General features: G+C 52.8%; 9 protein-coding genes and 1 tRNA gene. 2 read left to right on the top strand and 8 right to left on the bottom strand.

Translation table 11 applies throughout. The features are described from left to right. The 3 genes from G9Q73_RS10830 to G9Q73_RS10840 form a co-directional block, all read right to left on the bottom strand. A partial coding sequence (locus G9Q73_RS10830) for an IS1634 family transposase N-terminal domain-related protein (protein WP_500814664.1) occupies positions 1-228 on the bottom strand: 228 nt, incomplete at its 3' end. A 439-nt stretch (positions 229-667) separates the two neighbouring features. Continuing rightward, positions 668-2605 carry a putative bifunctional diguanylate cyclase/phosphodiesterase gene (locus G9Q73_RS10835; protein ID WP_177419803.1) on the bottom strand — a complete coding sequence of 646 codons (1938 nt, stop codon included), beginning with the start codon at positions 2603-2605 and terminating at the stop codon, positions 668-670. A gap of 129 nt (positions 2606-2734) precedes the next feature. After that, positions 2735-5560 carry an AMP-binding protein gene (locus tag G9Q73_RS10840; RefSeq protein ID WP_369408879.1) on the bottom strand — a complete coding sequence of 942 codons (2826 nt, stop codon included), beginning with the start codon at positions 5558-5560 and terminating at the stop codon, positions 2735-2737. 240 nt (positions 5561-5800) lie between these two features. Here G9Q73_RS10840 and G9Q73_RS10845 point away from each other — a divergent pair, with 240 nt between their 5' ends. Next, entirely contained in the window at positions 5801-8881 is a 3081-nt protein-coding gene (locus G9Q73_RS10845; RefSeq protein WP_178941499.1) for a PAS domain S-box protein, read from the top strand. A 343-nt stretch (positions 8882-9224) separates the two neighbouring features. Next, positions 9225-9854, top strand: coding sequence for a metallophosphoesterase family protein (locus G9Q73_RS10850; protein ID WP_177419805.1), 630 nt, complete (start codon positions 9225-9227; stop codon positions 9852-9854). Positions 9855-9994: 140 nt separating this feature from the next. On the opposite strand, the gene G9Q73_RS10855 is transcribed toward G9Q73_RS10850, so the two are convergent. The 5 genes from G9Q73_RS10855 to rpoD form a co-directional block, all read right to left on the bottom strand. After that, the gene (locus G9Q73_RS10855; protein WP_177419806.1) at positions 9995-10576 is read right to left on the bottom strand and encodes a TMEM165/GDT1 family protein; all 582 of its coding nucleotides are present in this window, start codon (positions 10574-10576) and stop codon (positions 9995-9997) included. A 158-nt stretch (positions 10577-10734) separates the two neighbouring features. Further along, positions 10735-11169 carry a hypothetical protein gene (locus G9Q73_RS10860; protein ID WP_177419807.1) on the bottom strand — a complete coding sequence of 145 codons (435 nt, stop codon included), beginning with the start codon at positions 11167-11169 and terminating at the stop codon, positions 10735-10737. A gap of 624 nt (positions 11170-11793) precedes the next feature. Then, the gene (locus G9Q73_RS10870) at positions 11794-12723 is read right to left on the bottom strand and encodes a hypothetical protein (RefSeq protein WP_177419808.1); all 930 of its coding nucleotides are present in this window, start codon (positions 12721-12723) and stop codon (positions 11794-11796) included. Between the two features lie 112 nt (positions 12724-12835). Beyond that, positions 12836-12912: transfer RNA gene (locus G9Q73_RS10875), tRNA-Ile, on the bottom strand. 77 nt (positions 12913-12989) lie between these two features. Continuing rightward, positions 12990-14834, bottom strand: coding sequence for an RNA polymerase sigma factor RpoD (gene rpoD, locus G9Q73_RS10880; RefSeq protein WP_177419809.1), 1845 nt, complete (start codon positions 14832-14834; stop codon positions 12990-12992). Positions 14835-14888 lie beyond the last annotated feature (54 nt).

The raw sequence follows: 14888 nt of genomic DNA on the forward strand, positions 1-14888 counted from the left end.
CAACTCTCCGGTGGGGGACAGCAACAAATCGTGCTGGCCCCGGAGAATCTGCTCGACACGTTGTGTCAGCGCTTGCCACTGCTCACGCGGAAAACTGAACTGAGTTCCAAGATTGAGCAGGGTACGCTGGCGAATGCGATCGGCTACCCGATAGTTCTCAACCAGGCGGTGGCTGTAGTAGCAACTGCCGTCTTCGGTGGTCCGGGTTTTGACGCGGCGAATGAACATGGGGACACCCTAACCATCTTGGCAGTGTGCCGTCAATAGGCAAACGTCACTTTATGTCACTACATTTCGGTTTTCAGCAACGCTAGAAATTTATCTCTTTGTTTTATAAATGAATATTATTTTTCGCTTTTACGGAAATTCAACAGAATTAGTCGATATTGGGAAGTGCAGTGACAAAGATGGGTTAGGGATCTGATTTCAGTTTGAAAATTGCCGGCAGATCTGGTGGGTCAGGTTGAGGCGGTGCCCCCAAGGAAGGCGAGTCTCACGGGAAAAGGGCAGTCTCAGGTGCTGTGCCGCTGCTGACGTATAGTGTCAGTCGGATTGGGACAAACTGCACCCGGATCGAACTTGACGTAAAACGATCCGATTATAGGTAATTTCAAGCTTTTTGGTAATTGGTGAATACCTATAAAACCCCTGGTTATTTCCGTCTGGATCAGGCGGCTGTGGACTCAATTTTGCCGAGCAGATCCTGTAGTGGCACAGGACGACTAAATAGATAGCCCTGAAAATATTCACACCCTTTCTCTTTGAGGAATGCAAAGGCTTCCTGGGTCTCCACGCCTTCGGCCACGACCTTCAGCCCCATGTGTCTTGCCATGTCGAGAATCGTCTCCACAATGATGGCATCGTTGGGGTCGGTAGAGATGTCGCGCACGAATGAGCGGTCGATTTTCAGCATCTCAACAGGCAGTCGCTTGAGGTAGGCCAGTGAAGAGTGGCCGGTACCAAAATCGTCGATCGAAAAACTGATGCCACACTTTTTCAACTGCTGCATGCGCTCTACTGTCTGTTCGAAATTCTCTATCAGCACATTTTCCGTGATTTCGAAGCGCAGTAGTGAGGGGTTGATCCGGCACCTGTTGATAATGTTCTGCACACGTTCAACGAAGTTGGTCTCGCGAAACTGTTTTGGGCTGACGTTCACGGAGAGGTTGATTGGCCTGTGGAGTCCGATCTGTGCCATATCCCTGCAAGCGGTGGCGAGTACCCAGTCACCAATCTTATAGATGAGTCCGGTCTCTTCCGCCACGGATATGAATTCATTCGGGGCGATGAGTCCGCGTTCCGGATGGTTCCACCGCAGAAGTGCTTCTGCGCCGATACATGTCCCGGTAATATCCACCTGCAGTTGATAGTAGAGTTCCAGTTCACCAGTCGCCAAGGCTCTGCGCAGACCCTTTTCGATCTCCAAGCGCTGATGAACAGCCTCCTGCATGCTTGGTAGAAAGAAGCGGCTCTGATCCCGCCCCTCTGCCTTGGCGCGGTACATCGCCACATCGGCCTGTTGCAGAAGGTCTTCCGGTACAGCGCCATTGATGGGAAACAGGGTGATGCCGATACTGGCGCTCAGGTGCAGTTCGTGCTCCTGGACTATGAAGGGTTCAGTGAATAACAGTTGTATCTGCGCTGTGAAATTCTGCACCCAACTGGAGGTTACCTCCCGGCTATCGCCGATCTCAGTGAGCAGGATGACAAACTCGTCACCGCCCAGGCGGGCGGCGGTATCTTCATTGCGGATTCGATGCCGGAGTCGTAGGGCAACCTGCTGCAGGAGTTTATCACCCACCCGGTGACCAAGGGAGTCGTTGATGTTTTTGAAATGGTCGAGATCGAGAAACAGGATTGCGCCAAAGTGTTGATGCCGTTGCGCACGGGTGATTTCCTGATTGAGACGGTCTATGAACAGACGGCGATTCGGTAGTTGGGTCAATTCGTCATAGTGGGCCTGGTAGATGATCTTCTCTTCAGCGAGCTGCCGTTCATAACGTACCTTGAGTGACTCCTGGATAGACTGGTTGAGCCGCTTGGAGGAGATGACCACTATCAGCATGAAGAGGATGCCCATGGCTGTCATGGCATAACCGACATCTGACTCCAGGAAGAGAAAACGCCAGACCAACGGTATCAATGTCAGCAGCAGAAAGGTTGCGGATGCTGTAAAGATGGAGGAGAGGGTGGTGACCGCTCCAGCCGACATGCCGGCTATGACAAAAACCAGAAGTGCCTGATAGGCAACATGTTCCAGTGGAAAAAGCAGCAGAGACGCAGCGCCCCATAGTGCGCCGGAGAGAGTGGCGCCGAGGATTGCCAGCCTTCTCCAAAACTCGATCCTACCCTGCGCTGGCGTGGTGGAGAGGAAATTGCGATAGGTCAGAAAGCGGTAGAGCGTTGTCAGGTAGACAGCAACAAGCCAGCCGATGATCGTCGAGTGGTCAATGACCTGCCACAACACGAGCGACAGTATTGAACTGTTGATCAGGATGGCGAGCAGAGAGAACGGCATCGACCGGTAGATCAGCCGGGTCTGCTCTGCTTTGATATTTTGTTCCGCACCAGCGTCCTTTGCCAATTCGCCAGTATCTTGAATCATAGTAATAGTTATATTCGAATTCAGGGTTTGCCTTGGATTAAATGGAGTGATACTTAAAAGCACTCTTCTGCTTATAGCGGCATGATAGCCCAAAACATGAATTTAATATGGGTATAGTTCTGTTTTTGTCTACGGGGTCCAGGAGAGATCCGGCTCTTCGCAAGTTTCGAGTATGACTCGTCGTGTGCCATCGCGGAGGTCAATGGCGTCCTGCCACTCATCCCCCGATGGGGTAATGGGTTCCCCCACGATCACTTTGAGAGGATTTCTTTGGGGTTTCCAGCAGTTGGCGGGCAGCAGTTTTCGGCTGCCCTTGAGGGTTACCGGTATGACCGGAACCCTGTTTTGTGTGGCGGTGACAAATGCCCCCAAGCGGAAATGCTGCAGGCCTTCACGGGCGGTAAAGGTGCCTTCGGAAAAAAACAGCAGTGTCTCCCCCTGTTGTGTCTGTTTAGACAGAAAGGCTGTGTCGCCGGCTCCGCCGCCATGGTCGAAACGTTCGACAAAGAAGGTGCCGATGCGGCGCAGAAACAGACCGGGAATGAATTTTTCCTGCAGTTCCGCCTTTGCCACGAAATGAAAGGTGAACGGCACTGCTGCGATCAGAATCAGACCATCCAGATAACTTGAGTGGTTGGCCACCAGTACCGAGACCCGGTTTTCCGGTATATGGTTCAGTCCCTCGACCTGCAGGCGGATGCCGCAGAGTTTCATCAGCAGCCTGGCGCTGTGGTGCATGATGCGGCGACGCAGGCCGGTGCCTGGAAGCAGAATCACGAGCAGCCAGACAATCGTGGCGCCGACAAGGAACAGGGTCCAGGCATATCCGGCGTAGAGCAACTCGCCGGTTTTGTGTCGCCATCTCTGCAACTGTACCGGCAGACCGGCGGCAATCAGATCCGCAAACTGCCGCCAGACTGCTGGGCGGCCTTTGATCAGTTCACCCTGTTCATAAGCTTCACGGCAGGCAGCGCGGCGTATCTTGCCACTCGATGTCTTGAGTACGGTGTGTGGCGGCACCAGGGCGATGTCGTCCGGTGGTGCATCGATCAGTTGGCTAAGTGAGCGTATGATCTCGGTGCGTAACCGCTCTTGTGTAGCCGCTGCCGTCTCCCGGATTTCGGCCATCACCACCAACCCCTCGGTGCCTGTTGCCTCATTCAGGTGACCGAAAACCGCCACGCAGCCCTTGCGGATACCTTCGAGCTCTCCGATTTTCTCTTCCACCTCCTGCGGATAGATATTGCGACCGGCACGGATGATCATGTCCTTGCTGCGGCCAGTCAGATAGATCTCATCTCCAACCCTATAGGCCATGTCGCCGGAGTCGAGCCAGTCGCCGTCAAACAGCTGGTGGGTGGCTTTGGGGTTGCGAAAGTATCCACGGGTGGCGGATGGCCCCTGAAACTGCAGGTGGCCCTCCTGTCGGTCAGGCAGCTCCTGGCCGGTTTTGTCCAGGATACGGATGTCGTGATTCGTTAGTGGCGCTCCACAGGCGGCGAACTCCAGGGGGTACTGATCACCCTCCCCGGCCACAAACGCCAGACCGGACTCCCGCATCGGGCGGCGCTGAATGCGATCGATAGGGGCGATCCTGCCGGGGGGGGGGAATGCCAGACCCACTGAACACTCCGCCAAGCCGTAGACCGGCGCCATTGTATTGTTAGCAAAGCCATAGCTGGAAAAGTGGCTGCTGAAGCGACGGATAGTGGCGGGGCTTACGGGCTCGGCACCATTGAAAGCCATGCGCCAGCTGCTGAGATCCAGGCCTTCGATCTCCTCGTCCCGGACTTTTTTCAGACAGAGTTCGTAAGCGAAGTTGGGTGCGGCGGAGAGAGTGCCCTTGTGATCGTGAATCGCCCACAGCCAGCGTTGTGGTCTGACCAGAAACCGCAGGGGTGACATCAACACCAGGGGAATGCCGAAATAGAGACTGCCGAGCCAGGCGCCGATCAATCCCATGTCGTGATAGAGGGGCAGCCAACTGACGAAGACATCTTCTGGAGTGATCGCAATCGCCTCCCCCATAGAACGGATATTTGCCAGCAGATTGTAATGACTCAGCTGCACACCCTTTGGTGAACCCGTGCTGCCGGAGGTGTATTGGATGAAGGCGATGTCATCAGGTCGGGAACGCGGCAGTGGCGTCGAAACGGACTCACGATTTAGATCATTTGATACCAGGATCTGCAGATCCTGATTGAGCAGATTCCTCAGCAGGATAGAGACGCTCTTTGCCTCCGGGACGGTGATCAGCATGACCGCGCCGGCATTTTCCAGGATGCGCACATGCCGTTTCAGATGATCCTCGATCTGGGAGAGTCTGACGGGTGGATAGATGGGAACAGGGGTGGCGCCGGCCAACAGAATGCCGAAGAAACTGAAGAGATAGTCGGCCCCTGTGGGCAGCATGATCGCAACTGTTTGACTGGGTTGCAGGCCGCGTTCAATCAGAGAGATCGCAACCCTGCGCGCACCCTGCCAGAGTTTTTTGTAACTGATCGGTGTGGGTTGCTCGCCGTCACCATAAAGAAGGATATGGGTGTGGTTGGGGCTCTGTTTGCTGTGCCATTCGAGTACCTCCGGCAGGGTTACGGCCTGTTCCGGGAGTAGGGCGAGAGATGCGACTTCGGGTGACTGGGGTCGGGCGCGCATCTTCTCCTGCAGCGTTGGATCTGCGGAGAGGATGCTTTGGAGGATATCCGCCGGTGTTTCGACCGTTGCGAACAGCTGCTCGGGCAACTGTACGGCAAATTGTTGTTCCATCCGGGTCAGCAGTTCAACCCGGCTGAGGCTGTCGAAACCAAGGTCGCTGTCCAGCCTGTCGGCCAGTTTTGGCTCAGGAGGATTGGCTTGTCCGGGATGAAGTTCAGCCACCAGTTCACCCACGACGGCAAGCAGCTGCGTGGAAGTCTGTTTTTCATCCAAGTCTTTGATGTCGGAAATAATGGGCACTGCCTGGAAAAGTCCGGATTTTTGTTAGTCGATATATCTAATCATAGTTGGGAATGGATTTGGAGGCAGTGCCTCAGAAAGCCGCTTTGAAGTTCTCGTTTACTTGAGAATCGAAGCTGGAAACAGGTCGATCCATCTCAGCTGAAAATGGAGGAACTGCCTTGGAATTTATCCCTTTAATTTATAGGAGAAATGTCCAATAATGTCAAAATGTAAAATGGCAATGGACGTAGTGCCTCTATGGATATTGGTTTTGGAAAGCGATTGTCCCAACTTGCCGGAGAACAGGGTCTCTCTCTCAGCGAGCTGGCGAAAGCGTTGGGGGTCTCACGACAATCGCTGCATAGCTGGCTCAACGGTGGAAATATATCAACGGCCAAGCTCAATCGTCTGACCCAGTATTTTCATGTGAGCAAACGATGGCTGGTCGAGGGAGAGGGGGCGCCCAGCGGTGAAAATATCGGGCAGGGGATTTATGGGGTACAGACCAGGGAGCTGATCCAGGGTGTGGTCAACAGTGAGGCCCGGTTGAGCCTGGCCGTCAAGGCTACGGGGCTGATAATCTGGGAATACGATCTCTACTCAGACGAGTTGCTGTGGAGTGAAGAAACCTGTCCGTGCTCTGAAACGCCGTTTTCAGAGGCCTACCCAAACATGGATAGCCTGGTGGAGGCGCTCGAAAAGCCAGACCGGGCTGGATTCCGCAAACTGATCGAAAGATTGTTGTCCTCTGACCAGAAGGGATACATCGAGCTCTCGCTAAATTTCTCCAGTGGCAGCGGCATTTATGGAATCTGGGTTGCCACCCGCTTCGATGGCATGGGGAGACCGAATGGTGTCATCGGCGCACTCCAGGACATCAGCGAGCGCAAACAAGCCGAGTTTGCCCTGCTGAAAAGTGAAGCGCGATACAGCGATCTGGTGGAGGTAAGCAGTGACAGTATTTGTGAAGTGGGGCCGGACGCACGATATACTTATGTGAGTTCCAAAATCGAGAAATTGCTCGGTTACAGGCCCGAGGAGGTAATTGGCAAAACGCCGTTTGACTTGATGCCACGGGATGAAGCGGAAAGAGTGACGGCTGTGTACGACGCCATCGTAGAGTCAGGTAAGCCGTTTAAGGGACTCGAATATGTCAGCCGGCACAAAACAGGGCGGCTGGTGTTCCTTGAGACCAGTGGTATCCTGAAATTCGACCAAGATGGGGGCTATCTGGGTTATCGGGGAGTCGTGCGGGATATTACCGAGCGTAAGCAGATGGAAGAGCGCCTGCGCGCCAGTGAACAGAACTTCAGGCAGCTTACCGAGCACATCCGTGAGGTCTTCTGGCTCGTGACTCCCGATTGGCAGAAGGTCATCTATGTCAGTCCCGCCTATGAAGAGGTATGGGGCCGTTCCTGTGAATCGCTCTATCAGAAGCCACTCTCCTGGCTGGACGCGATTCATCCTGATGACCTAAGCAGGGTCACGGATTTCATCACCGAGAAGAGCCAGGGTGATCTGGCGGAAATCGAATTTCCTGAATATCGTGTCGTTCGCCCGGATCGTTCTGTGTGCTGGATCAAGGCGCGCGGCTATCCAGTTCGCAATGCCGAGGGTGAAATCTATCGCGTTGTGGGTATTGCGGAGGATATCACCGAAGCCAAGCGGGACGAGGCGGAGCTGCGTCTGGTATCAAGCGTGTTTGAAAACGCTAACGAAGGCATCCTCATCACAGACATCGATAGCAGGATTCTGCGTGTCAATCGGGCCTTTTCAGAGATCACCGGGTACTCACCAGAAGAGGTCGTTGGTCAAAAAGCGGGGTTCCTGCGCTCCCAGCATCACGACGACACCTTCTACCAGAGATTATGGCTAACTCTAACCGGGAAGGGACACTGGAGCGGCGAGATATGGAACCGGCGTAAGGACGGGGAGGTTTTTCCGGTTTGGCAGAACATTTCCGCCGTTCGTGACCAACAGGGGAAAGTTACGCAATACATTGGGATCTTCTCCGATATTACAGAACAGAAGCTCTCTGAGGAGAGGATCTCCCGGCTGGCCCATTATGATGTACTTACCGATCTGCCCAATCGGCTGTTATTCAACACACTCTGTGAGCACGCGCTGCAACAGGCACAGCGTGAAGGCCATCAGGTGGCGGTGCTGTGTCTCGACCTTGACCACTTCAAGCGCATCAATGATGCGTTCGGGCACCCGGTCGGTGACAAAGTGCTGTGGGAAGTTGGTGCGCGCGTCAGATCGATCCTCAGGGAGGAGGATACGGTTGCGCACCTGGGTGGAGATGAATTTGCGGTCGTCCTGGAAAGAGTTCCCGATACCGGCGCCGCCGCAGTGGCGGCTGAGAAGATATTGTCGGTGTTCAGTCAGCCCATCCGCATCGGAAGCCAAACGCTGCAAACGAGTGTGAGCCTGGGGATCAGCGTATTTCCGGAGGACGGGACCGATGTCTTGACACTGCTCAAGCATGCAGACACGGCGATGTATCGATCCAAGTCGCAAGGGCGTGGTGCGTTCAGTTTCTATCGCAAGGAGATGACAGCAGTCGCATACGAGCGAGTGAAACTTGAGGCGGGACTGAGAGAGGCGCTCGAACAAGAGCAGTTCAGAGTCTATTACCAACCCAAATACTCACCAGTGAAGGGAAAAATCGTTGGTGCAGAGGCGCTCATCCGCTGGCTTCATCCCGAAGAGGGTATTATCTCACCCTTACGCTTTATTCCCGTTGCGGAAGAGAGCGGCCTGATCATCCCCATTGGTGAATGGGTGCTACGAACCGCCTGCGCCCAAGCTGCGCAATGGCGGCGAAGTGGACTTCTCATGGAGCATATCGCAGTCAATGTGGCGGGTCCTCAAATGATGCGTGATAACATCGTGGCCACCGTCGAGCGAATCCTGGCTGAAACCGGTCTTGAACCCGGCGCGCTGGAGATTGAAGTTACCGAAACCTTCATCATGCAGCAGGCCAAAAAGACTATCGGTTCTCTTGAAAGGTTGCGTTCAATGGGAGTCAGCCTGGCGATTGATGATTTCGGTACAGGCTATTCATCACTGGCCTACTTGAAACAACTGCCAATAGATCGTCTAAAAATCGATCGTTCGTTTGTGAAAGACATATTGGATGACCCGGAGAACCGCGCGATTACGACGGCTGTGATCTCGCTTGGCCACAGTCTAGGTCTCAAAATCACCGCCGAGGGCATAGAGAATGAGGAACAGGCACGGTTTCTCTATGCGCTTCAGTGTGATGAGGGACAAGGATACCTCTACAGCCGACCCGTTCCGGCGGAGGAGTTCGAGGTGCTTTTAAGAGGGCAGTGAGGCCAACTGTACCCGATGCTGAAAAAGAAGCATCATGGATTTTCAGACACGCACAATGTTCTTCATGTGGTGCACCATCATAAATGGCGGTCAGCCTTCTTACCGTTTTGCGGCTGCTGTTGCCGTTTCAGCAGCCGTAGCGGGGGCATGGCAATCTATCGCTCGACGGCGCTGGTTCAGCAACTGCTTGGCCATTTGTTCGAGTGGGTTTGCTGGAAGGGTCTGCCCCATATCGCTGTCTTCCTCCTATACTTTGAACATAGGCTGCATCGACCGTCTGTATTGAGTTTAGCTGTGTGGATGCTCCTAAACATAGAGTATGACTTTGCGTTAGAAAGGTACATTGAACACAAAAATAGGCATCATCAGCGACCCTCATGCCACGCCAGGGCCGGTTGAAGAGGCGCTGTCTATATTCCGGCATGAGGGGGTGGAGCACGTCCTCTGCGCTGGCGATATCGCCGGTTATGGAGAGGAGTTGGACAAGACTGTCGAGCTGTTGATGGCGAATGGTTGTGCATGCGTTACAGGCAACCATGAGGTCTGGTATCTCGATCGTGCGGCAGATAAGGTGGATTCATTCACCTATCGTTATCTGAGCGGTCTGCCTGCCTCGCTGGAGATGGCGGTAGCAGGCAGGGAATTGTATATGGTTCATGCCAGCCCACCGGATTCTTTCATGGATGGGATCAGGTTGCTGGATGAGTGCGGTGAACCAATTGACGAGCAGCGAGTATACTGGACCGGCCGTTTGCAGGGATTTTCTTACGATGTGTTGGTGGTCGGCCATACTCATCAGGTGTTTGTCGAGCGGCTGGGCGACACCCTGGTGATCAACCCCGGCAGTACCCTGTGCAATCATAGCTGTGCCGTTGTGAGTTTCCCCGAGCTGCAGGTCGAGTGGTTTGCTCTGTCTGGCCAGACCCTGTTGAAGTCATGGAACTGGGGGATGAATCAGTTCAGTCAGGGATAAAACGGGGGTTGAGAAATCCGCCTGTTTATTGACGTGGTCAACCTATTTGTGACGCCAAGTTAAGCAACTTTTCTCATCTTAAACAATTGCTGCTCATAGTCATCATAGCTTACGCTGTCTGGGTTTAGGTTAGAGTTACCTCAGACTAGTGCTCGCCATGCAGCCATCAAAGCGAACGTCATGAATAATCCACCACTGAGCAAGTGCAGCCAACGAAGTGGTATACGTTGCAACAGCGTACGTCCTGCCCAGACCCCAAGCGCTGTGACCAATATCAGGGCTGCTGTTGCCCCCAGCCACACAGGCCAAGGTGCCATACTGCCAGCCAAGCCCGCCACCGCGATCTGGGTCTTGTCACCGAATTCCGCCACCAGGATCAAAAGCAGCGTTGTGTAGAAGATACCGTGGCCCGGCATTTCCTCTATCTCATCCGACTCCTCATCATCCTTGTGAAGAAGAGTGTGAATACCGAAGACACCGAACATCACCGCTACAACGCCAGCAAGTATGCGCTCAGGAACCCATGCTGCAATACCTGCGCCGAACAAAACCGCGAGTGCATTCAATATGAGAAATGCCAACGTAGCACCGAGCAGTACGGGCCAATGACGGTGGCGTGTTGCCAGAGTCATACACACTAGCTGACTCTTATCTCCGATCTCCGCCAAGGCGATGAGGGTAAACGACGATAAGGCAGCAGAAACCGATTCAGGAGGGATCATGGTGGACTGCGCTGGCACGATTCAGTGCTCATATTCGCTTGTATTACCTTCAATTGTAATACGACATAATTTTATAAAATCATTCAGATATTTAGGTTCAGAGTAATAACTGTCGGCGCTTAACAAACCACCGCTCATGGCTGCATGCGCCAATTCAGTCAGGATAATATGTGCTCTAATTCCTGTTTAGAGAAACCGGCTTTCTCTCCGTACTCCTGTCTCAGATCCTTATCTGCAAGATCTCTGGCATTGGGTTTGTCATGGCTGTTTTCAAGATGGAAATCGTACCTGTCCCGTAGGTAACGATGGCGCTTCCAGGCATTTCTTTGGGCAACTGCTACTGTGTTTGACTGTTGAGCCCGCAGGGATTTCACGGCACTATTACCCGGCTTCCTCTTTTTGCTTTTTTCGGTTTTGTTGTCCTTGACTTGGTGGCGCAGGGCCTCAATTGTGTTTTCGCAGTGTTTGAGTTCAGCCTCCAGTCGTTTGATCCTCTGTTTTAGGTCCTGGATGTCTGCCTGATTCTTTACGGCGCCCGGTACACGAATCTTGTCTTTCTTCTTTAGCTTTTTCTTTTCTTTCTTTTTCATCATGCATTCAACCGCGAAGTGCAACTGTAAGTTTAATCTCAAGTGTCATGGAAAACATCGAAAGATGTCAAGTAACCGAGGCACTTCGAGGTTGAATACAAGAACCAATACAGCCGACAATGGTACAGAGTTTCATGGATACAAAACCATTGAACAATCCACTGGTGTCGATTTCTATTTGGGTGAAATTGGTGGGAGAAATTAGGGTACGTCCCTAATAATCCCACAGGTAGCAGACTTTCAGTCAGCTAAAAACGTGGTGCGTCCCCTATTGGAATAGTGGAATAGTGCTAACTGTTCTGTGTTCTGGAAGCAGACGTTCAGGTAAAAATTGGGATCGACGCACCAAGTGAACTCAGCATAGTGCGAACAGGGCTGGCCGATTAGCTGGGCCATAGCAGTGAAGACCAGCGGTATGGGGGGCGCGGGTACAGCGCAAGAAACGGGTAGGCTTAGCGTTTTTTTGGTTCTTGTTGCTTAAGTTCAGCTCGAGCGTTTGTGCGAGCGAAGTCGATCAGTGTGTGGCCGACGCTTACAACATGGTTGTTCTGAGTGGCGTCCCTGCTGTGATACTTTTGCCCTGAGTAGTTACTCTGATTTTTCTTGGTGTGCATATCAGTGTTGTCCTTATTCGGAACCTTGAGCAAGTAGCTCTTCGACAGCAGAAAAAGTAGTCGAGTAGTCTACGTATGTGAGGCTGTTTATTAAATACAAAGATAGCATATCTGCTAGGATATAACCGATTGTAATGTCGGGTTTTTTATTAAAATAATTTATCTCTTGATGATCAAAGCATAGAAAGCCATAGATGGATCGAGGGGAAACTTTCTCTTCGATTTCAAAGCGTTGTATGAACTCGCCAGATAAAGTGTTGTTCAACAATGTCATCGGTATGATAAGCGTGGACTTATAACAGGTTTCCAATGGGGGATAGTTACGTTCACCTGCTACCCCTTCAACCTCGTTCCAGCATTTTGCCCAATCAGTGTCATCGACCTTTCTGAGTCTCTCAAAGATGTTTTGTTCCTTGTAATGTGTAACTCGATCAGAGTTTATTCTGGCGTTCACATAGGAATTATTCTTAATTGCGGCAGGAATATTGTTGCACAGGAATTGATACCCAGTTTTATTGGCTATCTCGCTAAATCCTGTATTGGCTTCGATCGGGTATGATTCGTCATCGATTGATCTCCGATCACGGAATAAAGGGACAATTTTTCCTTCATTGTGGACCTTAATACAGATCCTTGGTTCTAGTTCGGACCTGCCTTCAAAATATTGTTTTAGAAACTTGAAGTTTTCGTCAGAAGCATTTTTAAGTTCGAGATTCAGATAATTGGTGAGTTCGTCACGTAACGTTTTGATGTCGCTTTTGTTTTTTTCTCCAGTCCCTCTCATTGCGTCTTTGAGGGCTTTGTGCTTTTCTCCCGCAAGGTAGCCATATTCAGCTAATTTCCCTTGATTGAAGCAAACAACTTTACTGATGAGATCAACCAGCCGGCAATTTTTCTGCTTAAGACTTATGTTTGGGGATAGGTCGAGGTTGAGGTCAAACATGAGTATCTGATTATCCTTTTTCAGACTACAAAGAGCTTCATGATCGTGCACTGAATGTGCACCGTTAGAAAGTGTCTGTAGTTTAAATTGCCTGTAACTTGTTGATTTTAAATGGTGGGCCCTGAAGGACTTGAACCTTCGACCAAGGGATTATGAGTCCCCTGCTCTAACCAACTGAGCTAAGGGCCCGAATAGGGCGTGAGGATTGTAGCAAAAAGGCCGTGGGTACGCTCGCCGTACCCGCGGTCTTTTTGTGCTGTGGCGTTCTATTCGTTATCCAGGAAGCTGCGCAGTCGGTCGGAGCGGGAAGGGTGGCGCAGTTTGCGCAGGGCCTTGGCTTCGATCTGCCGGATACGCTCGCGGGTGACGTCGAACTGTTTGCCGACCTCCTCCAGGGTGTGATCGGTGTTCATATCGATGCCGAAGCGCATGCGCAGGACTTTCGCCTCGCGACCGGTGAGGCCGCTCAACATGTTTTGGGTCGCTTCGCCGAGGCCTTCAGCAGTCGCAGACTCTACCGGTGAAACAACGCCGGAGTCTTCGATGAAGTCGCCGAGGTGGGAGTCTTCGTCATCGCCGATGGGGGTCTCCATGGAGATCGGTTCCTTGGCGATTTTCAAGACTTTGCGGATCTTGTCTTCAGGCATCTCCATGCGTACAGCCAGCTCTTCGGGCGTGGCTTCCCGGCCCATCTCCTGGATCATCTGACGGGAGATGCGGTTGAGTTTGTTAATGGTTTCGATCATGTGCACCGGGATGCGGATGGTGCGGGCCTGGTCCGCAATGGAGCGGGTGATGGCCTGACGAATCCACCAGGTGGCGTAGGTGGAGAATTTGTAACCGCGCCGATATTCGAACTTGTCCACCGCCTTCATCAGGCCGATGTTGCCCTCCTGGATCAGGTCGAGGAACTGCAGGCCGCGGTTGGTGTACTTCTTGGCGATGGAGATAACCAGCCGCAGGTTGGCTTCCACCATCTCCTTTTTGGCGCGGCGTGCCTTTGCCTCGCCGATGGACATTTTGCGGTTTACCTCTTTGATCTCGCCGATTGTCAGCATGCATTCGGTTTCCAGGGCTAGGAGGCGTTTCTGTGACCGCAGGATCTCGTCTGCGTACTCTTCCAGTGCCTCTGAATAGCCTTTGCCGCTTTTGATCTGGTCGTGAATCCAGTCCAGGTTGGTCTCGTTGTCTGGAAAAGAGACGATAAACTCTTTGCGGGGCATGCGGGCTCTGTCGACGCACAGACCCATGATGATTCTCTCCTGGGCACGGATGCGCACGATGGCGCTGCGTAGCGTATTGACCAGCAGGTTAAAGGTGTTGGGTACCAGCTTGAATTCAAGAAAGCTCTCAATGACTTTATCCACCGCCTTCTGGGTTTTGGTGCTGGCCCGGCCGTTTTTCTTCAGTGTGGTGCAGAGTGCTTTGTAGCACTTGCGCAGCTCTTTTGCCTTGGCGGCGACCTCTTCAGGATCGGGGCCGGTATTTTCCGGTTCCTCCTCCTCTTCGCCGTTTGCCACTCTTGCTTCTTTGGCTTCCTCGCGGGCCCTGTTTTTGGCGGCGATGCTGGCAGGGGTGGGGATCTCGTTAATTTCTTTCAGGTCGATGAAACCGTTGGTGACATCCGCCATGCGGGTTTCGCCAGCCTCGACGTTTTCCAGTCTGGTTGCCAGCAGGTCGATGGTGATCGGGAAGGTGGCAAGCGCGGCAGAGACCTGGATGAGGCCGTCCTCGATGCGCTTGGCGATACGGAGTTCGCCCTCACGGGTCAGCAGTTCAACGGTGCCCATCTCCCGCATATACATGCGGACTGGATCGGTCGTGCGGCCAAATTCACTGTCGACACTGGCGAGGGCGGCAGCGGCCTCCTCGGCGGCGTCTTCGTCGGTGGAGACGGCGTTGTCGCTGAGGTTGCTGTCTTCGAGGTCGGGAGCGGTTTCGTGGACGGTGATCCCCATGTCGTTGATCATCCGCACGATATCTTCGATCTGTTCCGGCTCGACAATGCCTTCGGGCAGGTGATCGTTAACTTCCGCGTAGGTCAGGAATCCCTGTTCCTTTCCCTTTGCAATCAGTTGTTTTAGCTGGGATTGCTGTTTTTCCTGATTCATCTTTTACCTTGTTATACGGGTGCATACGAGCCGATAAACGAACTGCCCATTCTA

Origin of the sequence: endosymbiont of Lamellibrachia barhami, from assembly GCF_011947365.2 — a bacterium.
Taxonomy (GTDB): domain Bacteria; phylum Pseudomonadota; class Gammaproteobacteria; order Chromatiales; family Chromatiaceae; genus QGON01.

Coding starts and splice junctions, on each gene's coding strand:
- G9Q73_RS10835 (WP_177419803.1), bottom strand. CDS start 2,605: ATGATTCAAGATACTGGCGAATTGGCAAAGGACGCTGGTGCGGAACAA.
- G9Q73_RS10845 (WP_178941499.1), top strand. CDS start 5,801: ATGGATATTGGTTTTGGAAAGCGATTGTCCCAACTTGCCGGAGAACAG.
- G9Q73_RS10855 (WP_177419806.1), bottom strand. CDS start 10,576: ATGATCCCTCCTGAATCGGTTTCTGCTGCCTTATCGTCGTTTACCCTC.
- G9Q73_RS10860 (WP_177419807.1), bottom strand. CDS start 11,169: ATGATGAAAAAGAAAGAAAAGAAAAAGCTAAAGAAGAAAGACAAGATT.
- G9Q73_RS10870 (WP_177419808.1), bottom strand. CDS start 12,723: ATGTTTGACCTCAACCTCGACCTATCCCCAAACATAAGTCTTAAGCAG.
- rpoD (WP_177419809.1), bottom strand. CDS start 14,834: ATGAATCAGGAAAAACAGCAATCCCAGCTAAAACAACTGATTGCAAAG.